This is a genomic window from Stenotrophomonas muris (assembly GCF_052751275.1).
In genome coordinates this window covers 518465-541270 of sequence record NZ_CP199879.1, presented here as the reverse complement: position 1 = coordinate 541270, position 22806 = coordinate 518465, and the positions used below count along the sequence as shown (strand labels likewise).

The window sequence follows — 22806 nt, the reverse complement described above, 5'->3', positions numbered from 1 at the left end:
CATGCGTCCTGCCGTCGCCCTGTTCGCCGCCGTGCTGGGCCTGCTGCCGCTGGCCACCGTTGCCGCACCGGTGCTGGCCCCACCGGATGCGGGCATCGACGGCCTGATGCAGGCCTACGACGGCCAGGTGCCCGGCGCCGCCGTACTGGTGCTGCATGACGGCAAACCGGTATTCCGGCGCGGCTATGGCCTGGCGGTGGTGGAGGACGGCACGGCGGTCACCGCGGCCAGCAACTTCCGGCTGGCCTCGGTCAGCAAGCAGTTCACCGCTGCGGCGGTGCTGCTGCTGGTGGAAGATGGCCGGCTCGGGCTGGACCAACCTGCCCGGCAATGGCTGCCCGAACTGCCCCCGGCTGCGGCCGCCATCACCATCCGCCAGCTGCTCTCGCATACCGGTGGCCTGCCCGACTACGAAGACCTGATGGACCCGGCTGATGCTCGGCAGGTGCATGACGCCGATGTGCTGACCCTGCTGTCGCGCCAGGACCGGCTGAACTTCGCGCCCGGCACGCAGTACCACTACAGCAACAGCGGCTATGCGCTGCTGGCACTGATCGTCGGCCGCGCCTCCGGCCAGGATTTCGCAGCCTTCCTGCAACAGCGCATCTTCCGCCCGCTGGGCATGGCCCACACCGTGGCCCATCAGGACGGCATCGATACCATCGCCGCACGCGCCTATGGCTACAGCTGGATCGATGGCCGTTGGCAGCGCACCGACCAGAGCACCACCAGCGCCGTGCTCGGCGATGGCGGCATCTATTCCTCGCTGGACGACCTGGCCCGCTGGGATGCGGCGCTGTACGACGACCGCCTGCTGTCGAAGGCCTTGCGCCGCGCGATGTTCAGCCCCGCCACATCGACGCCCGAACCGGATGTACCGCACTACGGGTTCGGCTGGCGGCTGAATGGCCCCGTGCAATGGCACAGCGGCGAGAGCATCGGCTTCCGCAACGTGATCGTGCGCCACCCGGAAAAACACCTGACCGTGATCGTTCTGACCAACCGCAACGACCCCGAACCCTATCCGCTGGCGCTGAAGATCGCCCAGCGCTGGCTGGACACCCTGCAATGACCGCCGATTCCGGTGCCCTGCTGGGCATCCACCACGCCGCACTGATCTGCAGCGACTACGCACGTTCAAAAGACTTCTACGTGCGCATCCTCGGCCTGCGCGTGCTGGCCGAGAACCACCGCGCCGCGCGCGATTCCTGGAAGCTGGACCTGGCCCTGCCCGACGGCGGCCAGCTGGAACTGTTCTCCTTCCCCTCGCCGCCGCCCCGTCCCAGCCGCCCGGAAGCCCAGGGCCTGCGCCACCTCGCGTTCCGGGTGACTGCACTGGAACCCTTCATCCAGCGCCTGGCCGCGCATGGTGTCGCCTGCGAACCGATCCGCGTGGACGAGTACACCGGACGCCGCTTCACCTTCTTCGCCGACCCCGACGACCTTCCGCTGGAGTTGTACGAAGCCGGTTGACGTCCCCGGGGGTCAGATCCCTTTTCCGACGGAAAAGGGATCTGACCCCATCGCCGCCACCGGAAACGTCATCCACGCATGGCATGGATCTGTGTCGACCAAGGTCGACACCCACCAACCGCACCAGCACCGGCAGATCGCCGGAAACTGTCGAAGGCGGGGCATTGTGGGTTTGCGGGGTGTGAGCCGCATGGATGCGGCGACCAAGCCCCCAGGGACGGGTTTACGGCGGCCCCGCAAACCCACAGTGCCCCGCCATCCCTCAGCAAGTCCGCTTTTGCTGTTGCTCCGGCTGTTGCGGCTGCCTCTGCAGGTGCAGGGCGCAGCCCTGCAAAGCCCCCCCTTCCCCATACCCCGCCGAATGGGTATACAGTCGACCCATGCCGGCACCGTGCCGGAATGAACCCTGGGAGGGGACCATGCGCAACACCTTCAAGACCCTGCTGCTGGCACTGCCGCTGTGCCTGGCCGCCCTGTCGGCCCAGGCCGCCGACGGCGCCGCCGGCCGCTGGAAGACCATCGACGACAAGACCGGCAAGGTGAAGTCGATCGTCGAGATCACCCAGGCCGCCAACGGCACCCTGACCGGCAAGGTGGTCGACATCCTGCACTCGGACAAGGGCCCGAACCCGGTCTGCGATGGATGTGAAGGCGCCAACAGGAACAAGCCGGTGAAGGGCATGACCATCCTCTGGAACCTGAAGGCCGATGGCGCCAACAAGTGGTCCGGCGGCACCATCCTCGACCCGGCCAACGGCAAGACCTACAAGTCGAAGATGGAGCTGCAGCCGGGTGGCACCAGGCTGGACGTGTCCGGCTGCATCGCCTTCATCTGCCGCGCGCAGACCTGGCAGCGCGAATAAGCGCCCCGGCCCCCGCTTCATCCCCGTGACCCGGCCCCGGCCGGGTCACGTCGTTGCGGGCATGCGATACTCTGCGGTTCCCCTCGGCTTCACCCCGCGACCATGACCCGTACCGCGCTCGTCACCACCGCCCTGCCCTACGCCAACGGCCCGCTGCACCTGGGCCACCTGGTCGGCTACATCCAGGCCGACATCTGGGTGCGTGCGCGGCGAATGAGCGGCGGCAAGGCCTGGTTCGTCTGCGCCGACGACACCCACGGCACGCCGATCATGCTGGCCGCGGAAAAGGCCGGGGTCACCCCGGAAACCTTCATCGCCAACATCCAGGCCAGCCACGAACGTGACTTCGCCGCCTTCGGCGTGGCCTTCGACCACTACGACTCGACCAACTCGGCGGCCAACAAGGCACTGACCGAGCAGTTCTACCTGAAGCTGGAAGCGGCCGGCCACATCAGCCGCCGTTCGGTCGCCCAGTTCTACGACCCGGCCAAGGGCATGTTCCTGCCCGACCGCTACGTCAAGGGCATCTGCCCGAACTGCGGCAGCCCCGACCAGTACGGCGACAACTGCGAAGTCTGCGGCGCGACCTATGCACCGACCGACCTGAAGGAGCCGCGTTCGGTCATCTCCGGCGCCACGCCGGAAATGCGCGATTCGGAGCACTTCTTCTTCGAGGTGGGCCACTTCGATGCATTCCTGCGCGAATGGCTGGCCGGCGATGTCGCCCTGCCGGGCGTGAAGGCCAAGCTGGGTGAGTGGCTCAACGCCGAAGGTGGCCTGCGCGCGTGGGACATCTCGCGCGATGCGCCGTACTTCGGTTTCCAGATTCCCGGCCAGCCGGGCAAGTACTTCTATGTCTGGCTGGATGCGCCGATCGGCTACCTGTCCAGCTTCCAGACCCTGTGCGGCAAGCTCGGCGAAGACTTCGAAGCGCACCTGCGCGCCGGCACCGCCACCGAACTGCACCACTTCATCGGCAAGGACATCGTCAACTTCCACGGCCTGTTCTGGCCGGCGGTGCTGCACGGTACCGGCCACCGCGCGCCGACCCGCCTGCACGTCAACGGCTACCTGACCGTGGACGGTGCCAAGATGAGCAAATCGCGCGGCACCTTCGTGATGGCGCGTACCTTCCTCGATGCCGGCCTGGAGCCGGAAGCGCTGCGCTACTACTACGCCGCCAAGTCCGGCGGTGGCGTCGACGATCTTGACCTGAACCTGGGTGATTTCATCGCCCGCGTCAACGCCGACCTGGTCGGCAAGTTCGTCAACCTGGCCAGCCGCTGCGCCGGCTTCATCAGCAAGCGCTTCGACGGCCAGCTGGCCGCGCAGCTGCCCGACGCGGCGCAGTACCAGCGCTTCGTCGACGGCCTGGCGCCGATCCGCGAAGCCTACGAGCGCAACGACCCGGCTGCGGCGATCCGCCTGACCATGACCCTGGCCGACGAAGCCAACCGCTACATCGACGACGTCAAGCCGTGGGTCATCGCCAAGCAGGAAGGCGCCGACGCGCAGCTGCAGGCCGTGTGCAGCCAGGGCCTGAACCTGTTCCGCGTGCTGGTCACCGCACTGAAGCCGGTGCTGCCGGCCACCGCCGCGCAGGCCGAGGCCTTCCTGGCCGCGCCGGTCAATGACTGGACCGAACTGGCACAGCCGCTGCTGGGCCACCGCATCACCGACTACACCCCGCTGTTCACCCGTATCGACCCGAAGAAGATTGACGCCATGATCGACGCCTCCAAGGACACCCTGCAGCCGGCCGCCGCTGCCGCCCCCGCCGCCAGGACCGACGCCGCCAAGCCGGCCACACCGGCCCCGGCCAAGGACGACGCGAAGAGCGCCGATGCTCCGGCCTATATCGGCATCGACGATTTCGCCAAGCTCGACCTGCGCATCGGCAAGGTGCTGGTGTGCGAGTTCGTGGAAGGTTCGGACAAGCTGCTGCGCTTCGAACTGGATGCCGGCGAACTGGGCAAGCGCCAGATCTTCTCCGGCATCCGTGGCAGCTACGGCGAGCCGGAAGCCCTGGTCGGTCGCAGCGTGGTGTTCATCGCCAACCTGGCCCCGCGCAAGATGCGCTTCGGCCTGAGCGAAGGCATGATCCTGTCGGCCGGTTTCGACGGCGGCGCGCTGGCGCTGCTGGACGCCGACAGCGGCGCGCAGCCGGGCATGCCGGTCCGCTGATGCCTGCAGCGGGCGCGGCCACCGCCGCGCCTGCCGGCAGCATCGGCCAGCGGAGGCAACGCGATGGTAAGCAATGGAATGGAACTGGCGCTGTTCGACTTCGACCACACCGTGACCACCTGCGATACCTATGGCCGTTTCCTGCGCCGCGTGGCCACCGCCGAACAGCTGGCGCAGGCGTGGTGGAAGGTCGGCCCGTGGCTGGCCGCATACAAGCTGAAACTGATCTCGGCCGAACGCATCCGTGCACGCGTCACCCGCCTGACCTTCAGCAACCGCCACAGCGATGACATCGCCACGCTGGCCGCAGGCTTCTCGCGTGAGTTCCTGCCCGAGGTGGTGCGCCCGGAAATGCTGGAGCAGATCCGCTGGCACAGGGAACAGCAGCATACCGTGGTGATCGTGTCCGGCTCGCTCGACCTGTACCTGCGGCCATGGTGCGAGCAGCTGGGCCTGCAGCTGATCTGCAACCGGCTGGAAAGCCAGGACGGCCGCCTGACCGGTCGCTATGCCGGTGGCGACTGCGGCCCGCGCAAGGTCGAGCACATCCGTCGCCAGTTCGATCTGTCCCGCTACGTGCGCATCCATGCCTACGGTGACAGTTCCGAAGACAAGCCGATGCTGGCGCTGGCCCACGAGCGCTGGTTCCGTGGCAAACCCCTGAAGTAACCCCGACGCGCAGCCTTCGCCACGCATGAGCCTGATCCCGCCCCTGACCGAACGCCTCGACCGCCTGCTGCCGCAGACCCAATGCGGGCAGTGCGGCTACGACGGCTGCCGCCCGTATGCGCAGGCGATGGCGCGCGGCGAGGTGGGCGTGGACCGCTGCCCGCCGGGCGGCGATGCCGGCGCGCGCGCGCTGGCGCAGGTACTGGGCGTGCCTGCCATTCCGTTTGATCGTTCGCGTGGCGAACACAAGGTGCCGCAGGTGGCGCTGATCGTGGAAGCCGACTGCATCGGCTGCACCAAGTGCATCCAGGCCTGCCCGGTGGACGCCATCGTCGGCGGCGCCAAGTACATGCACACGGTCATCGCCGATCTGTGCACCGGTTGCGAACTGTGCATTCCGCCGTGCCCGGTGGACTGCATCGAGTTGCTGCCCCTGTAACAGGGGTCGGATCCCTTTCCGCGGGAAAGGGATCCGACCCCATCCCGCAGTTACGGCACGGCCGCCGTCACCACGATCTCGACCTTCCACTCGGCGTGGGCCAGCTTGGCTTCGAAGGTTGCGCGGGCCGGGGTCGCGCCCTCGACCACCCACTCGTCCCACGCCTTGTTCATGCCGTCGAAGTCGGCGATATCGGCCAGGAACACTTCCGCGCGCAGCACGTGCTGGCGATCACTGGCGACCAGTGCCAGCAGCTTGTCGATCTCCGCCAGCACCTGCCGGGTCTGCCCGGTGATGTCCTGGCTGGTGTCTTCCGGAATCTGGCCGGAGAGGTAGGCGACCTTGTTGTACACGGTCATTTCGGACATGCGCGGTCCGACGTCGTAACGCTCCATCATGGGCGTGGCTCCTGCGGGTGATCAGGCCTGCATTGTCCTCCAATCCGGTCGACGGTGGGTGCACGGGCACCTTCCGCGACACGTCACTACCGGGCTCCGACGGTCCCACTGGTCAAATGACGATGACAGGCGCACGATGCGCCACGCCCGCGTTGACACCGCCCTCGCCCCTCCTGCCGCACCCTTGCGCCGATGACCGTCCCCGTCGATTCCACCACTGCCCCTTCCACGCCAGCCTGGAAGCGGGTTGCCACCATCGTCATCCCGCTGCTGATCCTCGCCCTGGCCCTGCACGGCCTGGCCAACGAGTTCGACGAGCACGGCTACCGGGCCATCCGCCACGCGTTCCGCCAGCTCAGTGGCATGCAGATCGCGCTCACCGTGGTACTCGGCCTGGCCAGTTACGCCTGCCTGATCGGCTTCGATGCCATCGGCCTGCGTCGCAGCGGCATCCGCGTGCACCCTGCGCGAGTCGGCATCACCGCGTTCCTTGCGCACACGCTGGGCCAGACCGTGGGCTTTGCCGCGTTGACCGGCGGCGCGGTACGCCTGCGTGGCTACCGCAGCGCCGGCCTGGACCTGGCGCAGATCGGCCAGGTGGTGCTGATGAGCACGCTCGGCTTCGTGTTCGGGGCATGGCTGCTGATCAGCGTGGCACTGTGCATGGAACCTGCAGCGGCAGCGTTGGCATTGCCATTGAATCCCGATGCCGTGCGCATCGTCGGCATCGTCGCCCTGCTCGCGTATCTCGGCACCGTGCTGCTGGTCGGCCGCGATGGACGGCAGTTCAGCGTGTTCGGCCATGCGTTGTGGCTGCCCGACCGCCGCACCATGATCGGCGTCACCGTGCTGAGCGTGATCGAACTGGTGCTGGCCAGTGCCGCGTTCTACGTGCTGCTGCCGGACTCCACGCCGACCGGACTGCCCGGCTTCGTCGGCCTGTACCTGGTGGCCGTGCTGGCCGGCCTGGTCTCGACCGTGCCCGCCGGCCTTGGCGTGTTCGAGTGGAGCCTGCTGAAGCTGTTGCCGCAGGTGGCACCGGCGGCGGTGCTGGCAGCGGCGCTGATCTACCGCGTCACCTACTACGTGCTGCCGCTGGTGCTGGCCACCCTGCTCGCCCTTGCGCCCGCCCTGCGCCAACCGCTGCAGGCCAGCGCCGGGGCAACCCGTGCGGGCTGGAACGCGCTGCGCCCGTGGCTGCCGCAGATCATCGCGCTGGCGGTGTTCAGCATCGGCGCCGCACTGGTCATCGACGGCACGCTGCCGACGCCACGCCGTCACCTGGTCAATGCCTCGCTGCCGATCCTGGAGACCTCGCACCTGATCGGCAGCCTCAGCGGCGTCGCACTGCTGCTGATCGGCCAGGGCCTGGCCCGGCGCAGCCACGCCGCGTGGGTGCTGGCGATGGCGGTATGCGTGATCACCCCGCTGCCGCTGTGGCTGCGGGGTGGCCAACTGTTGATCGCCGTCTCGGCAGTGCTGGTGGCGATGGCACTGTGGGCCGCACGTCGCGAGTTCTACCGCCAGGGCGCGCTGCTGGACGAAGCCTGGTCATGGCCGTGGCTGCGCAACCTCGGCCTGGTGCTGGTCGCGGTCACCTGGCTGCTGTTCTTCACCTACAGCCATGTCGAGTACCAGAACGAGCTGTGGTGGCAGTTTGCGATATCCGGCAACGCACCACGCGCGCTGCGCGCGTTGCTGGTCGTGGCGATCGCGCTGGTGATGTTCGGCCTGGCGCGGCTGCTGCACAGCACGCGCAGCCCGCTGCCAGCCGCCGACGAGGCCACGCTGCAATCACTGGCGCCGGTACTGGCCGGTGCCACCGATACCCAGGCCTGCCTGGTGCTGACCGCCGACAAGGCGGTGCTGCGCGACGAGGCGAAACAGGGCTTCGTGATGATGCAGCGCTACGGCGGTTCGCTGATCGCGATGGGCGATCCCGTCGGCCCGCCGGAGGTCGCCCGCGCATTGATCTGGCGCTTCCGCGAGGAAGCCGACCGGCTCGGCCTGCGCCCGGTGTTCTACCAGGTCGGCGAGTCCTACTGGCAGACCTACCTCGACCTGGGCCTGGGCCTGGTCAAGCTGGGCGAAGAAGCGATGGTGCCGCTGCACGATTTCGGCCTGGAAGGCCGCGAACGTGCGGACCTGCGCCAGGCCTGGAACCGGGGCAAGCGCGGCGGCCTGTCCTTCCGTGTGGCACCGGTGGAGGAAATTCCCAGCCTGCTGCCGCGCCTGCACGCGATTTCCAACGCGTGGCTGGAAGACAAGGCCGGCGACGAAAAGGGCTTTTCGCTGGGCAGCTACGACCCGGATTACCTGGTGCGGTTCCCGGTGGCACTGGTGGAGGCCGAAGGCCAGATCGTGGCGTTTGCCAACCTGTGGCAGGCACCGGCCGGTGCCGAGCTGTCGGTGGACCTGATGCGCCACGTCAACGAGGCGCCGAAGGGGACGATGGACTTCCTCTTCATCGAGCTGTTCCTGTGGGGGCGCGCGCAGGGCTATGCACGCTTCTCGCTGGGCATGGCGCCACTGTCCGGGCTGGCACAGCATCGCCTGGCCGGCCGCTGGAACCGCCTGGCCGGCCTGCTGGCGCGGCATGGCGAACGCTTCTACGGCTTCAGTGGCCTGCGCCGCTTCAAGTCGAAGTTCGACCCGCAGTGGCGGCCACGCTATCTCGCTGCGCCGGGCGGCATGCACCTGCCAGCCGCACTGCTGGATGCCACGCGCCTGATCTCGCTGGACCCGCGGCGCAATTGACGCCCCGCACCACCAGGCATACCCGGCGCCACCTGCCGCCCGGTAGGTGTCGACCTTGGTCGACACGCTCATCCCCAAGGCGCCCTCAGCCCCAGCGCCGACCAAGGTCGGCGTCTACCAAGCGCTACATACCGCCCTTGAGGATCACCTCGGCCAGCCGATCATAGTCACCACCGAAATGGTGGTCACCCGGCAGCTTCACCTTCTTCACACCGTCATTGGCCGGCAGGTCCGGGCACAGTGCGTCCTCATCCTTGTCGCCGTACACGCACAGCGTTTTCTCCGCCGGCAGTCTGGCCACTTCCGGCGCGATCGGCAGACCGTCGCCGCCGCCGCCCAGCCAGTTGCTGACGTGGAACTCGAAGTCGGCCTTCTTGCCTACCGACAGCAGCACGATGCGGTCCAGCGCTGCACGGGTATCGGCATCGAGCTGGTTGATGGTCGCCGGCAGCACGTCGGCCCCCTGCGAGAAACCGATCAGCATCACCTTGTCGCGGTGCCACTGCTGGCGGTAGTGATCGATGATCTTCTGCAGGTCAGCAGCGAAGCCCTTCGGCGTGCGCTCGCTCCAGAAGTAGCGCAGCGAGTCGATGCCGACCACGGCCACGCCGTGCTCGTTGAGCGACGACGCCACATCCTTGTCCAGGCCGGCCCAGCCACCATCACCGGAGACGAACACGGCCAGCGTGTCGCCGTTGCCGGTCGACGGTACTTCCACCACCGGCAGGCCCTTCAGCGCGGCCGGCGGCGGTGCCAGGCTGACGCCTGCCTGCGCACCCATCACCCGCGCTGCAGCCACCAGGCCCGGTGAGGCATCACCACGCGCCGTGCGCTTGAACTCGCGCGCCATCGCCACCTGCTGCACGAAACCGCTGGCCTCGCCCGCCTTGCAGCCGTGATCACCGGCTGCACTCAACCACGGGAAGTTCAGTTCGGCGGGTTGCAGCGTGTTGCGCTTCACGCCATCGCCGCAGACCATGCGCTCGTGGTTGTGGTCCGGGCAGAAACCAGTGGTGAGCAGGCCGGCGAACACCTGCGTATCGGCCTGCGCAGCCAGCGCATAGGCCATTTCAGCGCCTTCGCCATCGCCGCCGACCAGCGGCAGGTGGTACCCGGGCAGATGCAGCGAGGCCTGCAGCCAGCGCGAGAAATTCTCGACATCGCCGGAACCGAACGAACAGGTCGGGTTGCCTTCGCGCTTGAGCACGCCGCGCAGGTGCGCGATGTCCACGGCGGCGACCATCGCACCGTCGGCACGCAGGGCCTCGATCGGCAGACGGCTGGTATCGCCACCGGGAGTCGGTTCGTGGAACCAGATCACCACCCGCTGCGGGGTACCGGCCGGCATATGCACCGGAATCTGTTCGAACCGCCCGTGGCTGAACTGCTGCACGGTCGCTGCCGCGGTTGCCGGCAGTGCGGCCAGCGCCAGCACCACGCCCATTACCCTGCCCAGCCCTGCACGCTTCATATCGCAGCCCCGATGGAATGCGCACACGATACGCTGCCTCCACGTGCACGGCACGTACCGGTGCAGGCCGTTGGGGTTTCAGCAGGCTGCGGCGCGACGACTGCGCCGATACAGCGCCAGCGCCAGATACAGCAGCCAGCCCACGATCACCACGATCACCACTTTCTGCCCCAGCCCGCGCGGCGGCCCGCCACGCCACAGCACGTGCAGCCACAGCAGCACGAAGGCCAGCCAGGCCCAGCCCCAGAGCAGGCCGGCGGCGGATTGCCAGCCCGGTTCGCGGCGCAGGTACCAGGCCTGCAGCAGCATGCCGACGCTGGCACACAGGAACGCAGTGTTGGCCGCCAACCCGTGGATGAACGGTGCCAGCAGCGGGGTTGCTTCGGGCAGCCAGCTGTCACCGATGGCGACCGTGGCCAGGCCCAGCGCCGAGACCGTGAACAGCAGCGGCGCCGCCGCGCTGCGCCGCGGGCCGATGCTGCCGCGATAAAGGGCGATGCCGAGCAGGGTGATCGCCAGTGCCAGCAGGCAGTACGCCGCACGCAACGCCAGCCCCCACGGCCCGTGCAGGTAGAGGCTCAGCGTGGCCCGCACCCAGTCCAGGTCGGTGCGTGCGAACTGGGTCCACAGCGCGGTAACCAGGAACAGAACCAGGGCGGCCAGCGCCAGCAGCGCCGCCGGACGCGCGCGGCTCATGCGGAGGCCTCCGGGTGCCGCGCCTGCCATTCGGCCAACGCCTTGCGATAGCGCTGCAGCTCGTCGGCATACAGGTCCAGCACGCACAGCGGGCAACCGCTGCCACAGCATTCGTTGGGACCGGGCTCTTCCGGCGGCAGCGGACGGGGATCGGGATCAGGGACGGACACGGTTGGAAGCGGCAATCGGTGGAAACGGGCCCCAGTGTAGCGGGCTGGCTCAGCGACCCAGCTGCCGCCGCAGGTTGTCGCGCGCGGCCGCGTCGAGGCGCTGGTGGAAGAACTCGCTGAGGAAGATGCGCGGTGCGCGCAGCAGGCCCTGCAGGAAACGGCGGCGGCCAGCGCGATACAGGAAGCCCGGCACCACGCCCTTGTACTCTTCGGCCACGCCCCGGTCATAGGCGGTGAACACCGGTTCCGGCGCGGCCAGGATCGCCATGTCGCAGTCCAGGAACAGCGCGGCCTCGGCATCGACATCGTCCGGGCCGAGCGCGCCATGGCGGGCGGTCAGCAGGATCAGCTGCTCGACCCGGGCGGCATCGACAGCGGCGAGTTCCGGCGCCTGCGTGATCGCCTGCAGGGCCATCTGCGCCGAACGTGCTTCGTTGTCCTTTCGCCCCGCCACGTAGATCGCATCGTGGTAGAGCACGGCCAGGTAGACCTCGGCCGGCTGCTGCCAGCCGGGGCCGTCGGCAACCTCCTGGCAGTGCTGCAGCACCGCGCGCACGTGGCCGAAGTGATGGTAGGCGCGTGGTGGCGTTGCATAGCTGTCCTGCAGCGCCTGCCACTGCGCCGGAGCGAGCGTCAGCGGGGAAAAGTCCATGCCCGGATCATCCCGCCTGCGCGGTTGACGGGCAAGCTGTCGCTTTTTTCACCACGTCCTCACAACGCCCTTCGCACTAGGCCGCAACGCGGTTGTCCACAGCTTTCCCGAGCGCTGGTCCACACCGGTTGTGGATGAACGTGCGGACCGACCAACGGTCACTGCAGCGGTGCGCGCACAGGTCTACACTCGCCTCAGGCGGGAGCGCCCGCCGCTGCCGGGAGCCGTCATGTACCGTCCTGCCGCCCGATTCGTTCTGCTCGCACTGGCCGCATTGGCAGCACCGTCCGCGATCGCACAGGATCATCCGGGAACGGCCGCGCCGCTGGCCGTTGCCAGCACCGCCACTCCGGCGATACCGACGCCGCAGCAGGTGTTCGCGATTCCACCGGCGATGCGCGACATGCTGCGCACGCAGGTGATCAATCACAGTTACTCCCGCGAGCAGCGCCTGCAGGCGCTGGTGGAGATGATCTTCGACCGCCACGGCCTCGACCTGCAGTACGACGCCGATGCGACCTTCACCGTCAGCGAGATCTGGCAGCAGCGGCGCGCCAACTGCCTGGCCTTTACCCTGATGTTCGTCGCGCTGGCACGCGAAGCCGGCATCCAGGCACGCGTGCAGGAAGTCGGCCAGGTCGTGTCGTGGTACCAGGACCAGGCCCAGGGCCTGGTCTACAGCGTCGGCCACGTCAATGCCGGGGTCGGCTTCGCCGGCCGCTTCGCCACCGTCGATCTGGATCGCAACGTGCTGTACGACCGCCGCGGGCCGCTGCCGATCAGCCAGGCACGGGCATTGGCACACTTCTACAACAACCGCGGCGCCGAACGCATGGCCAGCGGCGATCTGGTGGGTGCACGCACCTTCTTCAATGCCGCGCTGGCACAGGACAACAGCTTCGCCGCCACCTGGAACAACCTGGGCGTGCTGGAAAACCGTACGGGCGATACCGCCGCCGCGCGCCGGGCATTGGAAACGGCGCTGCGACTGGACGGCCGCCAGGACGCTGCACTGACCAACGCCAGCGCGCTGTACCGGAAGCTGGGCATGGTCATGCAGGCGCAGGCGCTGGAGCAGCGCCTGCAGTCGGTGCAGCGCGAGGATCCGTTCGCGCAGTACATGCTCGGCGCCGAGGCCGAACGCGCCGGCCGACTGGATCAGGCGATCCGCTATTACCGGCAGGCCGTGCGCCTGTACGACACCGCACACCAGTTCCACTTCGGGCTGGCGCGGGCCTATTTCCTGGCCGGCCAGCTCAGGCGCGCCGATCGTGAACTGCTGCGCGCGCAGGCGCTGGGCGGTGCCCCGCAGCAGGCGCGCTACCAGGCCAAGCTGGACAGCCTGGCCCGCTGGCGCGCACAGCAGCAGGCCAGGCGCTGAAGGCCGGTCAGGCCTTCTTGAGGAAGCAGGTCTTCAGGACCAGGCCCTTGATCTTGTCCGAGTTGCCTTCGATGTGCTCGGCATCGTCCTCGACCAGGCGGATGTTGCGGATCACGGTGCCCTGCTTGAGCGGGATCGAGGAACCCTTCACCTTCAGGTCCTTGATCACGGTGACGGTGTCACCGGCCTGCAGGGTATTGCCGTTGCTGTCACGCACGACCAGGGTCGAACCGGCACTTTCCTCGGCGGTCCATTCGAAGCCGCAGTCGGCGCAGATCCACAGCGCGCCATCGGCATAGGTGTTTTCCAGGGTGCACTGCGGGCAGGCGGGGGCAGAAGACATCAGCAAGTACCTCAAAGTGAATCAACAGCCGCCATTGTAACCGCCCGGCTCGCCTGCCCTTTTCCGGGCGGCGCCCGGCTCCCGGCTTGACCCGATCCGGCCTCCCGATACGGAATGGGAGGCCGCAGGAACTTGCAGTCGGCGGCGAACTGCAGCAGAGTGCGCGGCCCCTGATCGCCCCCGGAACTCCCCATGCGCCTCGGCATCGACTTCGGTACCAGCAACTCCGCCGCCGCCATCGTGCATGAGGGAACACTGCTGCCGATCCGCTTCGGCGACGCCGAGCAGTTCCGCACCAGTGTGTACTTCCCCGGCGTGGTGCCCGACCCGGACGACTTCCAGCTCGACGACGGCCAGGAACACCAGCTGCAGCAGATGATCGACAGCGCCGCGCGCGCGGCGCGCGCCGCCGGCCAGGAACGCACGCCGCAGGCGCTGCGCCGCGAAGCCCTGCGCGCGCTGCGCCGGGAATGGATGGAAGCCCGCGTCGGCAAGGAACGCAGCGCCAACGACCTGCTGCAGAACGCGGTCTACGGCGACGAAGCGCTGGAAGCCTATTTCGAGGAACACGAAGGCAACCTGGTGCAGAGCCCGAAGTCGATGCTCGGCTACAACCTGCACCCGCGCGCGAAGCAGACCATCACCGGCATCGCCGCGCACATCCTCGAACACATCCGCCTGACCGCCAGTGCCCAGCTCGGCCGGCCGCTGCGCGCCGCCCTGCTCGGGCGCCCGGTGCAGTTCCGCAGTTCGATCGGCGCAGCCGGCAACGACCAGGCGCTGGACATCCTGCGTGAAGCGGCCACCCAGGCCGGCTTCGACCAGGTTGATTTCCTCGAGGAGCCAGCCGCGGCGGCCATGCATTACCACGCCGAAAGCCGCGAGCGGCACCAGGCGGTGATCGTCGATATCGGCGGCGGCACCACCGACATCGCCCATGCCGAAGTCGGCGGCGACGACGCCCCGCGCATCCACCGCGCCTGGGGTATCGCCCGCGGCGGTACCGACATCGACCTGGCGCTGAGCCTGTCCAGCTACATGCCGCTGTTCGGCCGCGGCATCACCCGCGTACCGGCCCACCACTACGTGGAAGCGGCCACCGTGCAGGACATGACCCGCCAGCGCGAATTCCGCCTGCACAAGTACGACCATGTCGACGCGCCCTGGGGCGAGCGCCTGCAGGCCCTGCAGGACACCGGCAACACCGCCCGCCTGTACCGTGACGTCGAACGCGCCAAGATCGCCCTCAGCGCTGCCAGCGAGCACCGCAGCACGCTGGACTACATCGCCCGCGACCTGCATGCCGACAGCAGCGCCGACGGCCTGGCCGCCGCCGCCCATGGCTACCTGGAGCAGATCCGCGAGCTGCTGGCCCAGGTCCGCAGCGACATCGGCGGCGACCCGGATGCCGTGTTCCTGACCGGTGGCATGTCCCGCGCCGGCTACCTGCGCCAGGCGGTGGCGGCCGCCTTCCCGGGCGCCCGCATGGTCCACGGCGAGCCCTCGCTGGGCGTGGTCCAGGGCCTTGCGCTGGCGGCAGCCAGCCAGGATTAACAAAACGTTACGCGGTCTAAGTTACTCTTGGTCGGCTAGAACCCTGCTGCCCCTTCCACCGGCCATGCCGGTGTGTGTCCACGGTGCAGCCTGGCCCGCCCAGCGGGCCTAGCGGCCATGCCTTCCTGGCTCGTTCATGGTCCGCGCAGCACCTGAGCCGCCATTGAGACCCGCTTTGGGCACCCGCCAGGCCCCTGAGGCCTTACAACCTGACGCAGCACCTGCACCCATCGACTGCCGCCGTTGTGACGCGGTCTGTTGCCGGTTGCCCGTGCTGCTGCAGCCCGGCGACCACGTGCCCGGCCAGTTCCTGTCACGCGACACCCACGGCCGTGCCGTGATGGCGCGCAACGAGGAAGGCTGGTGCGCGGCGATCGATCCCTATCACCTGCGCTGCACGATCTATTCGCAGCGCCCGGCGATCTGCCGCCAGTTCTCGATGGGCGGCGATGACTGCCGCCGCGAGCGGCAGGACTACCTGCGCCAGGCCGATGCCTGGGCGCTTTCCTCCCCTTCCACCTGACAGGAGCAACCATGCCCCGCAAGGCAAAGACCCCCGCGAAGGCCAGCAACAGCATCCGCAGCGAACGCAAGGGCGCGGCCGCCAGCACCGTGGTCAGCAGCGATTCGATCGCTTCGGACCTGGCAGCGTTCCGCAAGGCCGGTGGCAAGATCGAAGTCCTCGGCACTACCTGGGCGCTGAAGAAAGCCAGCTGACCCAGCTCCGACCGCGGCGGCGCTGCCGCCGCGGCCTGCCGGACCGCGCTCAGCGATCCAGGCGTACCCGCACACTGCCCGAATGCGACTGGATGCGGATGTCACCGTCGCCATTGCCGAGCCGAGTATCGAGATGGCTGCCGGGGCCGTAGCGCGGCCGTTCCACCTGGCCGGCGTCGCTGTTGATCGACCCGCTGAAGCTGTTCACCGACAGCTGCGCCGAAACCGTGCGTGGCAGGCGCAGGTTGACCGACGCGCTCACCGATTCGACATTGATACGGCCCCCCGGCGCCAGCCCGGCCGCCGACAGGTCGATGCTGCCCGACACGGTTTCCACCGCCAGCCGCTGCACCCGCCCGGCATCGACCTCGACCCGGCCGGATACCGTCTGTGCACCGATGTCACCGGACACGCCGCCGCCGGCTTCGATGCGGCCACTGACCGTGTTCACGTCCAGCTTCGGCGTCTGCAGGCGCGCGATGACACCGCCGCTGACCGTATTGAGCTTGCTGTCGCCGCTGCGACCGGAGGCGCTCAGGCTGCCGCTGACCGTGTCGGCCTGCAGGCGGCGCACATCGATGCCGCTGATGTCCTGGCTGGCACTGACCGTACTCAGCAGCAGTTCCACCGAGCGCGGCACGTTCAGCACCAGCGTCGCGCCGCCGTTGTTGTTGCGACGCGGATACTCGATCTCCCAGCGCACGCGGTTGGCACTCTTCTCCTGGCGCAGCTGCAGGCCATCGCTCAGCGTACCGGTGAGCTGCACGTCGTTGCGGTCCCAGCCACGCACGCTCACTTTGCCGGCCACGTTGCTCAGTTCGATGCGGCCGCCGGCGGCCAGGTTGTGGCGCTCGTCGATCCGGGTGTCAGCCAGGGCCACCGCGGGCAGCAGCAACAGCGCGGCGCAGCAGGTCATCAGGGTTCGTGTCATCGGGGGTCTCCTCAGGTCGTCAGGCCGGACTCGGCGGCATAGGCCGCCTGCCGGGTCAATTCCAGCCGCAGCGCATAGGTGCGCTTGAGCTGGCCAAGCAGATGCGGCGCGCGTGGATCCTGCGCCAGCGCGGCCCGGATCTGTGCCGCGCTTTCATCGAGTTCGTGCAGCGCCGGCTGCCATTCCGGCGCCCGGCCTGCGGGCAACGAGGCCACTGCCTGCTGGTACTGCTCGGTCATCGCCGCGGCCTGCAGTTGCAGGGTAGACGGCACCGGCGCGTCCGGTTGCGCATGGCGCCACGGCGCCACCGCGTAGAGCGCCAGGCTTGCGGCCAGTGCGGCCCCCACCGGCAACCACCAGCGCCGGCGCGAACGCCCCGGCAGCACCACCACGTTGCCGGTCGGCGCAGGCGCCGCCTGTGGTTCACGCGGCGGCAGCTGCGCCGACAACCGCGCCCAGCCATCGGCGGGCAGGCCGCGTTCGGAAGGCAGCGCGCGCAGTCGGGCCACCAGATCGTGGTCGGAATCGTGTTCGTGTGTACTCATGTCATGTCTCCCAGCCGTGCGCGCAACAGGCCGCGCGCACGATGCAACTGTGCCTTGGAGCTGCCGACGGCCATCTGCAGCTGCGCGGCGATCTCCTGGTGTTTCCAGCCCTCGATGTCATGCAGCACCAGTACCGCGCGCGCCCTCGGCGGCAGCGTCGCCAGCGCACGCTCCAGGTCGCGCTCGGTACCGGCGCAGCGGTCGTGTACGGCCAGTTCCTGCAGTCCTCCGTCCACATCATCAAGACTGTCGTGGTCCTGCCCGGCGGCGCGCCCACGCAGTTCCATCAGCGCAGCGTTGACGCCCAGGCGATGCAGCCAGGTCGACAGGCTGCTCTCGAAACGGAACCCCGGCAGCGCCTTCCACGCCTGCAGGAAGGCTTCCTGCAAGGCGTCTTCGGCACGCGCCTGCTGGCCCCCGCACAGCCGCCACAGCACGGCGAACACGCGCGGTGCATGCCGCCGGTACAGCAGTTCATAGGCCGAGGTATCGCCGGCGGCGGCCGCCCGCACCAAGGCGGGTTCATCGACGGCGTCGTGGGCGGCAGGCGGCGCGGGCATGGTGGTGTCGAGCATATCGCTTGGATGCGGCGGCCCGGGAAAAGGTTTAGAGCCGGACGACGATCACTGCCGTGCAACCTTTTCGACACCTGCTGCATCCATGGAAGGTCCTTCGCGAAATTGCCGTCCAGGAGTCCTGCCATGTCCAGCCCAACCTGCGCCGCCCTGCTGGTGATCGCCGCCTGCGTCGTGCTGCAGGCACTGGGCCTGTCGCTGCAGCTGCACCCCGGTAACGGCCGTGCCTGCCTGCAACAGCACCGCCAGGCGCTGGTGTGCCTGGCCTGGGCCCCGGCGGTCGAATCCCCGGCACGCGCCGGGTAACATCGAAGGTCGTTATTGCCACCTGTTGTCGCCCCATGATGTTGTCGCTGAAGGATCACCTGCCGCCCTGGACCCACCCGTGGTTGAACTACGCCGGCGTCGCCCTGCAGATCGTAGGGGTGCTTCTGGTCGCGTGGCTCCTGCGCGTGCTCGCCCGGCGCCTGATCCGCCGCTTCGCCGAGCACTACACGTTGCCGCCCGAGATGGTGATGGGCGCGCGCCGGATCACCAGTTTCGTGGTCTATTTCAGTGCCCTGCTGTACATCCTCAGCCTGCTCGGCGCGAAGCCCTCGGTGCTGTGGACCGCGTTCACCGGCTTCGCGGCCGTGGGCGCGGTGGCCTTCTTCGCGGCCTGGAGCGTGCTGTCCAACATCTTCTGCACGCTGCTGATCTTCACCACCCGCCCGTTCCGCCTGCACGACTACATCGAGGTGCTGGAGAACGGCGAGAAGCCGGGCCTGAAGGGCCGGGTGATCGACGTGAACCTGATCTACACCACGCTGCAGGAGACCGGCGAGGGCCACGAGGGCACGGTGCTGCAGCTGCCGAACAACCTGTTCTTCCAGCGCACGGTACGGCGCTGGCGTGACCCGGCGCAGGCCCCCGGCGGCATCCAGGGCGACGGTTGAGGGTGGAGTTTTCGGCAGGGCTGCGCCCTGCAATAAAACACCCCTTTACCTCAGCTGGCTGTCCTTGCTGCCACGCCGGTTGTACCCGGCATGCGCCTGGTCTTCGTCGTCCCGCGCCTGCTGGCACGCAACGCACAATCGCACACCAGGCACAGCCTGGCGCCGCGCCAACGGGATCGGCGCGTCGCATTCCTCACAGTGTTCCAGACCGGGTCCCTCGCGCAGCTGGCGCCGCGCGCGGGCGATCGCGTCGTCGACGGTGGCGTCGATCTGGTCCTGGACCGCGCCGTCTCCTGCCCAACCGGTGGCCATGGCTATCCTCCGCAGGTGTGTCGCCCGATATGGGGACGATACACCCCGGCAAAAAGGAAGGCCTTCATGTAGAGCCGAGCCATGCTCGGCTGCTCTTCAGGATGCCAAACAGAACGCCGACGGATCCGATCAGGCCGATTGCGGCTTAATCCCCTCCGTCCCCTTTTTGCTTACCAGACCAGGTCGTCGGGCACCTGGAACTGCGCGTAATAGGCGTCGTCTTCTGCGTTGCCGGTGGAGATCTCGGCGGTCGAGCCCGGCTGGCCGTGGTCGACGATGATTGCTTCGGGTGCGCGTTCACGCACCTTTTCGGCGGCGGCGCGGGGCAGCAACGCATAGCCCTCGCCGTGGGCGACGATGACCAGCACGCCCACCGACAGCGCCTTGCGCAGCTTGGGGTCGATCAGCAGGGTACGGATCGCTGCGCCATCGCTGAAGCGGTACTCGTCGTCGCCCTTGTGGGGTACGGCATGGGCCGTGATGATCTGCCTGGCCTGGGCCTTCTGTTCAGCCTGCCTGGCCTGGGCATTGCGTTCGGCGGCCAGTGCGCGGTCGCGCTCGACCTTCTCGGCGCGGGCACGTTCAGCCTCGCGCTGGACCTCGGCCGAGGTCGATTCGGCCTTGCCCTGGCGGGCCTTGGCCTGCTCGCGTGCGGCGGCGCTGGCCTGCGACTTCTTGGCCAGGCCGGCCTTGAGCAATTGTTCCTGCAGCGCGTTGGGCTTTGCCATGGTCGGTGCGTACCGCGTGTAATCTTGGATGCCCCATTCTACCGACGCCCCGCCGGCCCTGCATGGCAGTCCTGAAGTACCTCACCGGTTATCCCGAACCCCTGGTTGCCCAGGTCAGCGAGCTGCTGGCGCAGGGCAGGCTCGGCCCCTGGCTGCAGCAGCGCTACCCCGACCCGCACGAGGTGCGCAGCGACCGCCAGCTGTACGACTACACCCAGGAGCTGAAGGACCGTTACCTGCGCAAGTCGGTGCCGCTCAACAAGGTCTGCTACGACAATACGCTGGAAGTGATCAAGCACGCGCTGGGCACCCACACCGCCATCTCCCGCGTGCACGGCGGCCGCCTCAAGGCCAGCCGCGAGATCCGCATCGCGACCGTGTTCCGCCAGGCACCCGCGGCGTTCCTGCGCATGATCGTGGTGCATGAGCTGGCCCACCTGAAGGAAGCCGACCACAACAAGGCCTTCTACCAGCTGTGCCAGCACATGGAGCCGGACTACCTGCAGCTGGAGTTCGATACCCGCCTGTACCTGACCGAGCTGGCCAACCGCGGCCAGCGCTGACCGGCCGCAGCAGCTACACTGCGCGCCCCCTGCCCGACCTGCCTGCCATGGAACCGATCCGTCTCGACAAACGCCTGTCCGCCCTGCTCGGCATCCCGCGCGGCGAAGCGCGGCGCTACATCGAGGGCGGCTGGGTCACGGTCAACGGCGACGTGGTGGAACAGCCGCAGCGCCCGGTCGATGACAGCGCGGTGATCGTGGTGGCCGAACAGGCCAGCGATGAAAAGGCCGAGCGGGTCAGCATGCTGCTGCACAAGCCGGCCGGTGTCGCCGCCGAAACCCTGTGTGCCCTGGTCAGCAGTGACAGCCGCAGCGAACTTGATGCCAGCGACATCCGCCCGTTGCAGCGTCACTTCCACGGCCTGCAGCTGGCCGCCTCGCTGCCGGCCAGCGACAGCGGGCTGGTGGTGGTCAGCCAGGATCCGGCCACGCTGGCCCACCTGCAGCGCAACCTGGGCCGTACCGAGCAGGAATACCTGATCGAAGTGGCCGAAGGCGGTCCCGAGCGCGGGCCGTGGCTGATGGCGCGGCTGCAGCAGGAATCGGGCGGCGCCAAGGTCAGCTGGCAGAGCGAGCAGCGCCTGCGCTTCGCCGGCAAGGGCCTGACGGCCAAGGGGCTGCGTGTGGCGGTCAGCGCCGCCGGCCTGCAGGTCACGGCCGTGCGCCGCCTGCGTATCGGACGCGTGGCGCTGGGGCCGCTGCCGCCGGGGCAGTGGCGCTACCTGGGCAGCGACGAGCGGTTCTGAGGTGTGCGGGTCAGGGCCCTTTCCCGTGGAGAGGGATCCGGGGGTCGGATCCCGTGCCGAAGGCAGGGGCTCTGACCCCCTGTCGATCCTGCAGGCATTCCTTCACGCATGGCGTGGCTCTACCATCGGGGCATGAGCCTGCCCAAGCCGCTGTGGCGACGCCTGCTGCGTGTTGCTGCGATCATCCTCGCCGTGCTGGTGCTGCTGGTCCTGTCCGGGCTGCTGCTGGCCGACCATCTCACGCCGCAGGCGCATGGCGCGCCTTCGCACGTGCTGCCGCTGCAGCCGGCACAGACCCGCATCGACCAGCAGATCGTGCCGCTGCAGGCGGCCCATCCCGGCCAGTCGGGCGTGGCCTTCCTCAGCGATGGCATGGATGCCTTCGCCGCCCGCGCGATGATCACCACCCAGGCCGGCCGCAGCCTGGACCTGCAGTACTACATCTGGCACGACGACCTGATCGGCCACCTGATGGCCAAGGCGCTGTACGACGCCGCCGAGCGCGGCGTGCGCGTGCGCATCCTGCTCGATGACATGAATGCCAAGGACAAGGACGCGCTGATGATGGCGCTCGATGCCCATCCGAACATCGAGATCCGCCTGTACAACCCGTTCCGCAACCGGACCGGCATCCTGCGCATGGTGGAGATGGTGCAGCGCTTCTTCAGCGTGAACCACCGCATGCACAACAAGAGCTGGATCGCCGATGGCCGCGTCGCGATCGTCGGTGGCCGCAACATCGGCGAGGAGTACTTCAGCGCGCGCACCGACGTGAACTTCCAGGATCTGGACCTGCTGGTCGCCGGCCCCGCCGTGGAGCAGGCCAACCGGATCTTCGACGACTACTGGACCAGCGAAACCGCCATTCCGGTATCCGCGCTTGCCTTCCATACCGACGCACAACTGCGCCTGCTGGTGCGCGAATCGGACCACGAGGCGCAGCGGGACGTGGCCCGCCCCTACCTTGCGCGCGTGGCCGAATCACGCCAGCGGCAGCGCCCGAGCCCCGAGCCGTTGCACTGGAGCGGTGCCGTGCGCATCGTGTCGGACCCGCCGATGAAGCACCGCAGGGATGATCGCGCCACCTGGCTGGTGTCGACCCTGATCAGCGAGCTGCAGGCCGCCCGGCACAAGGCCCTGTTGATCTCGCCCTACTTCGTGCCCGGCAACGAGGGCCTCGATGGCTTTTCGGCAATGGCCGGGCGGGGCGTGCAGGTGGGCGTGGTCACCAACTCGCTGGCCGCCAACGACGTCGCCGCCGTGCACGGGGGCTACATGGGCTACCGCGTGCCACTGCTGGAAGCCGGCGTCCACCTGTACGAGCTGAAGGCACAGGGTCAGTCGGGCGATGCCGGCGTGTTCGGCAGCAGCGGCGCGAGCCTGCACACCAAGGCATTCCTGATCGATGACCGCCGCGGTTTCGTCGGCTCCTTCAACCTGGACCCGCGCTCGGCCTACCTGAACACTGAAATGGGTGTGCTGTTCGACGATCCGGTGCTGGGTACACAGCTGCGGGACGAATACCTGCGCCTGGCTGACCCCAGGCACAGCTGGTGGCTGGCACTGGACGACCGCCGCCGGTTGCGCTGGCTGGAGCGCGAACCGCCACCGCACTGGGTGGAGGCCGAGCCAGGGGCAACGGCGCGCAAGCGCTGGTTGTCGCGGGTGATCAGCTGGCTGCCGGTGGAATCGCAGCTGTAGCGC

The 22806-nt window shown here is 68.4% G+C and carries 27 protein-coding genes; 16 read left to right on the top strand and 11 right to left on the bottom strand.

The window, feature by feature from the left end:
* The first annotated feature begins 1 nt into the window (after nucleotide 1).
* From ACUVWL_RS02305 to rnfB, 6 genes are all read left to right on the top strand, one after another.
* Nucleotides 2–1072 carry a serine hydrolase domain-containing protein gene (locus tag ACUVWL_RS02305; protein ID WP_241887556.1) on the top strand — a complete coding sequence of 357 codons (1071 nt, stop codon included), beginning with the start codon at nucleotides 2–4 and terminating at the stop codon, nucleotides 1070–1072.
* Nucleotides 1069–1473 (top strand): SMU1112c/YaeR family gloxylase I-like metalloprotein, encoded by a 405-nt coding sequence (gene gloA2, locus ACUVWL_RS02300; protein WP_100450437.1) that lies wholly within the window; start codon nucleotides 1069–1071, stop codon nucleotides 1471–1473. Before ACUVWL_RS02305 ends, gloA2 begins: the two co-directional genes overlap by 4 nt.
* 419 nt (nucleotides 1474–1892) lie before the next feature.
* Nucleotides 1893–2336, top strand: a complete 444-nt coding sequence (locus tag ACUVWL_RS02295) for a DUF2147 domain-containing protein (protein ID WP_012480941.1) — start codon at nucleotides 1893–1895, stop codon at nucleotides 2334–2336.
* 102 nt (nucleotides 2337–2438) lie between these two features.
* Nucleotides 2439–4520, top strand: coding sequence for a methionine--tRNA ligase (gene metG, locus ACUVWL_RS02290; protein WP_014647960.1), 2082 nt, complete (start codon nucleotides 2439–2441; stop codon nucleotides 4518–4520).
* 78 nt (nucleotides 4521–4598) lie between these two features.
* Nucleotides 4599–5189, top strand: a complete 591-nt coding sequence (locus tag ACUVWL_RS02285; protein WP_032958670.1) for an HAD family hydrolase — start codon at nucleotides 4599–4601, stop codon at nucleotides 5187–5189.
* A 25-nt stretch (nucleotides 5190–5214) separates the two neighbouring features.
* On the top strand, nucleotides 5215–5628 hold the full coding sequence (gene rnfB / locus ACUVWL_RS02280) for an Rnf electron transport complex subunit RnfB (protein WP_014647962.1): 414 nt from the start codon (nucleotides 5215–5217) through the stop codon (nucleotides 5626–5628).
* Nucleotides 5629–5678: 50 nt separating this feature from the next.
* Here rnfB and ACUVWL_RS02275 read toward each other — a convergent pair whose 3' ends face one another.
* Nucleotides 5679–6026, bottom strand: coding sequence for a RidA family protein (locus tag ACUVWL_RS02275; RefSeq protein WP_005418155.1), 348 nt, complete (start codon nucleotides 6024–6026; stop codon nucleotides 5679–5681).
* A 192-nt stretch (nucleotides 6027–6218) separates the two neighbouring features.
* Between ACUVWL_RS02275 and mprF the strand changes: the two genes are divergently transcribed.
* Entirely contained in the window at nucleotides 6219–8783 is a 2565-nt protein-coding gene (gene mprF, locus ACUVWL_RS02270) for a bifunctional lysylphosphatidylglycerol flippase/synthetase MprF (RefSeq protein ID WP_445978782.1), read from the top strand.
* A gap of 124 nt (nucleotides 8784–8907) precedes the next feature.
* On the opposite strand, the gene ACUVWL_RS02265 is transcribed toward mprF, so the two are convergent.
* From ACUVWL_RS02265 to ACUVWL_RS02250, 4 genes are all read right to left on the bottom strand, one after another.
* Nucleotides 8908–10254 carry a virulence factor family protein gene (locus ACUVWL_RS02265; RefSeq protein ID WP_032958666.1) on the bottom strand — a complete coding sequence of 449 codons (1347 nt, stop codon included), beginning with the start codon at nucleotides 10252–10254 and terminating at the stop codon, nucleotides 8908–8910.
* Between the two features lie 78 nt (nucleotides 10255–10332).
* Nucleotides 10333–10950: a DUF998 domain-containing protein gene (locus ACUVWL_RS02260; RefSeq protein WP_014647965.1), complete on the bottom strand. Its 618-nt coding sequence runs from the start codon at nucleotides 10948–10950 to the stop codon at nucleotides 10333–10335.
* A complete protein-coding gene (locus ACUVWL_RS02255) occupies nucleotides 10947–11120 on the bottom strand; it encodes an oxidoreductase-like domain-containing protein (protein ID WP_032958663.1) in 174 nt (57 codons plus the stop codon). Before ACUVWL_RS02255 ends, ACUVWL_RS02260 begins: the two co-directional genes overlap by 4 nt.
* Nucleotides 11121–11169: 49 nt before the next feature.
* Nucleotides 11170–11772 (bottom strand): HD domain-containing protein, encoded by a 603-nt coding sequence (locus ACUVWL_RS02250; RefSeq protein ID WP_014647966.1) that lies wholly within the window; start codon nucleotides 11770–11772, stop codon nucleotides 11170–11172.
* Nucleotides 11773–12001: 229 nt separating this feature from the next.
* Between ACUVWL_RS02250 and ACUVWL_RS02245 the strand changes: the two genes are divergently transcribed.
* Complete coding sequence (locus tag ACUVWL_RS02245) at nucleotides 12002–13153, top strand: tetratricopeptide repeat protein (protein ID WP_262224520.1); 1152 nt, start codon at nucleotides 12002–12004, stop codon at nucleotides 13151–13153.
* Between the two features lie 7 nt (nucleotides 13154–13160).
* Here the strand turns inward: ACUVWL_RS02245 and ACUVWL_RS02240 are convergent, their stop codons facing one another.
* Complete coding sequence (locus tag ACUVWL_RS02240; protein ID WP_010482882.1) at nucleotides 13161–13496, bottom strand: zinc ribbon domain-containing protein YjdM; 336 nt, start codon at nucleotides 13494–13496, stop codon at nucleotides 13161–13163.
* Between the two features lie 192 nt (nucleotides 13497–13688).
* Here ACUVWL_RS02240 and ACUVWL_RS02235 point away from each other — a divergent pair, with 192 nt between their 5' ends.
* The 3 genes from ACUVWL_RS02235 to ACUVWL_RS02225 all read left to right on the top strand — a co-directional run bounded on the left by ACUVWL_RS02235 (nucleotide 13689) and on the right by ACUVWL_RS02225 (nucleotide 15767).
* Nucleotides 13689–15050: an Hsp70 family protein gene (locus ACUVWL_RS02235; protein ID WP_445978781.1), complete on the top strand. Its 1362-nt coding sequence runs from the start codon at nucleotides 13689–13691 to the stop codon at nucleotides 15048–15050.
* 271 nt (nucleotides 15051–15321) lie between these two features.
* Nucleotides 15322–15573 carry a YkgJ family cysteine cluster protein gene (locus ACUVWL_RS02230; RefSeq protein ID WP_005410565.1) on the top strand — a complete coding sequence of 84 codons (252 nt, stop codon included), beginning with the start codon at nucleotides 15322–15324 and terminating at the stop codon, nucleotides 15571–15573.
* Nucleotides 15574–15584: 11 nt separating this feature from the next.
* Nucleotides 15585–15767, top strand: a complete 183-nt coding sequence (locus ACUVWL_RS02225; RefSeq protein ID WP_005410566.1) for a hypothetical protein — start codon at nucleotides 15585–15587, stop codon at nucleotides 15765–15767.
* A 49-nt stretch (nucleotides 15768–15816) separates the two neighbouring features.
* On the opposite strand, the gene ACUVWL_RS02220 is transcribed toward ACUVWL_RS02225, so the two are convergent.
* The 3 genes from ACUVWL_RS02220 to ACUVWL_RS02210 are packed head-to-tail and all read right to left on the bottom strand — an operon-like array spanning nucleotide 15817 to nucleotide 17818.
* Entirely contained in the window at nucleotides 15817–16698 is an 882-nt protein-coding gene (locus tag ACUVWL_RS02220) for a DUF4097 family beta strand repeat-containing protein (RefSeq protein ID WP_032958651.1), read from the bottom strand.
* A gap of 11 nt (nucleotides 16699–16709) precedes the next feature.
* On the bottom strand, nucleotides 16710–17243 hold the full coding sequence (locus tag ACUVWL_RS02215; RefSeq protein ID WP_046431913.1) for a hypothetical protein: 534 nt from the start codon (nucleotides 17241–17243) through the stop codon (nucleotides 16710–16712).
* Nucleotides 17240–17818, bottom strand: coding sequence for an RNA polymerase sigma factor (locus ACUVWL_RS02210; RefSeq protein WP_032958649.1), 579 nt, complete (start codon nucleotides 17816–17818; stop codon nucleotides 17240–17242). The genes ACUVWL_RS02215 and ACUVWL_RS02210 overlap by 4 nt, the downstream gene beginning before the upstream one ends.
* 126 nt (nucleotides 17819–17944) lie before the next feature.
* Here ACUVWL_RS02210 and ACUVWL_RS02205 point away from each other — a divergent pair, with 126 nt between their 5' ends.
* Together ACUVWL_RS02205 and ACUVWL_RS02200 are read left to right on the top strand one after the other, a co-directional pair.
* Complete coding sequence (locus ACUVWL_RS02205; protein ID WP_014647972.1) at nucleotides 17945–18124, top strand: hypothetical protein; 180 nt, start codon at nucleotides 17945–17947, stop codon at nucleotides 18122–18124.
* A 35-nt stretch (nucleotides 18125–18159) separates the two neighbouring features.
* Complete coding sequence (locus tag ACUVWL_RS02200) at nucleotides 18160–18753, top strand: mechanosensitive ion channel family protein (protein WP_014647973.1); 594 nt, start codon at nucleotides 18160–18162, stop codon at nucleotides 18751–18753.
* Nucleotides 18754–18798: 45 nt separating this feature from the next.
* Here the strand turns inward: ACUVWL_RS02200 and ACUVWL_RS02195 are convergent, their stop codons facing one another.
* Together ACUVWL_RS02195 and ACUVWL_RS02190 are read right to left on the bottom strand one after the other, a co-directional pair.
* A complete protein-coding gene (locus tag ACUVWL_RS02195) occupies nucleotides 18799–19065 on the bottom strand; it encodes a DksA/TraR family C4-type zinc finger protein (RefSeq protein WP_014647974.1) in 267 nt (88 codons plus the stop codon).
* A gap of 170 nt (nucleotides 19066–19235) precedes the next feature.
* Nucleotides 19236–19793, bottom strand: a complete 558-nt coding sequence (locus ACUVWL_RS02190) for a DUF2058 domain-containing protein (protein ID WP_014647975.1) — start codon at nucleotides 19791–19793, stop codon at nucleotides 19236–19238.
* A gap of 62 nt (nucleotides 19794–19855) precedes the next feature.
* Here ACUVWL_RS02190 and ACUVWL_RS02185 point away from each other — a divergent pair, with 62 nt between their 5' ends.
* The 3 genes from ACUVWL_RS02185 (at nucleotide 19856) to ACUVWL_RS02175 (ending at nucleotide 22803) form a co-directional block, all read left to right on the top strand.
* Entirely contained in the window at nucleotides 19856–20356 is a 501-nt protein-coding gene (locus tag ACUVWL_RS02185; RefSeq protein WP_014647976.1) for a M48 metallopeptidase family protein, read from the top strand.
* 47 nt (nucleotides 20357–20403) lie between these two features.
* Entirely contained in the window at nucleotides 20404–21102 is a 699-nt protein-coding gene (locus ACUVWL_RS02180; RefSeq protein WP_032958643.1) for an RNA pseudouridine synthase, read from the top strand.
* 108 nt (nucleotides 21103–21210) lie between these two features.
* Complete coding sequence (locus ACUVWL_RS02175; protein ID WP_445978780.1) at nucleotides 21211–22803, top strand: phospholipase D family protein; 1593 nt, start codon at nucleotides 21211–21213, stop codon at nucleotides 22801–22803.
* Nucleotides 22804–22806 lie beyond the last annotated feature (3 nt).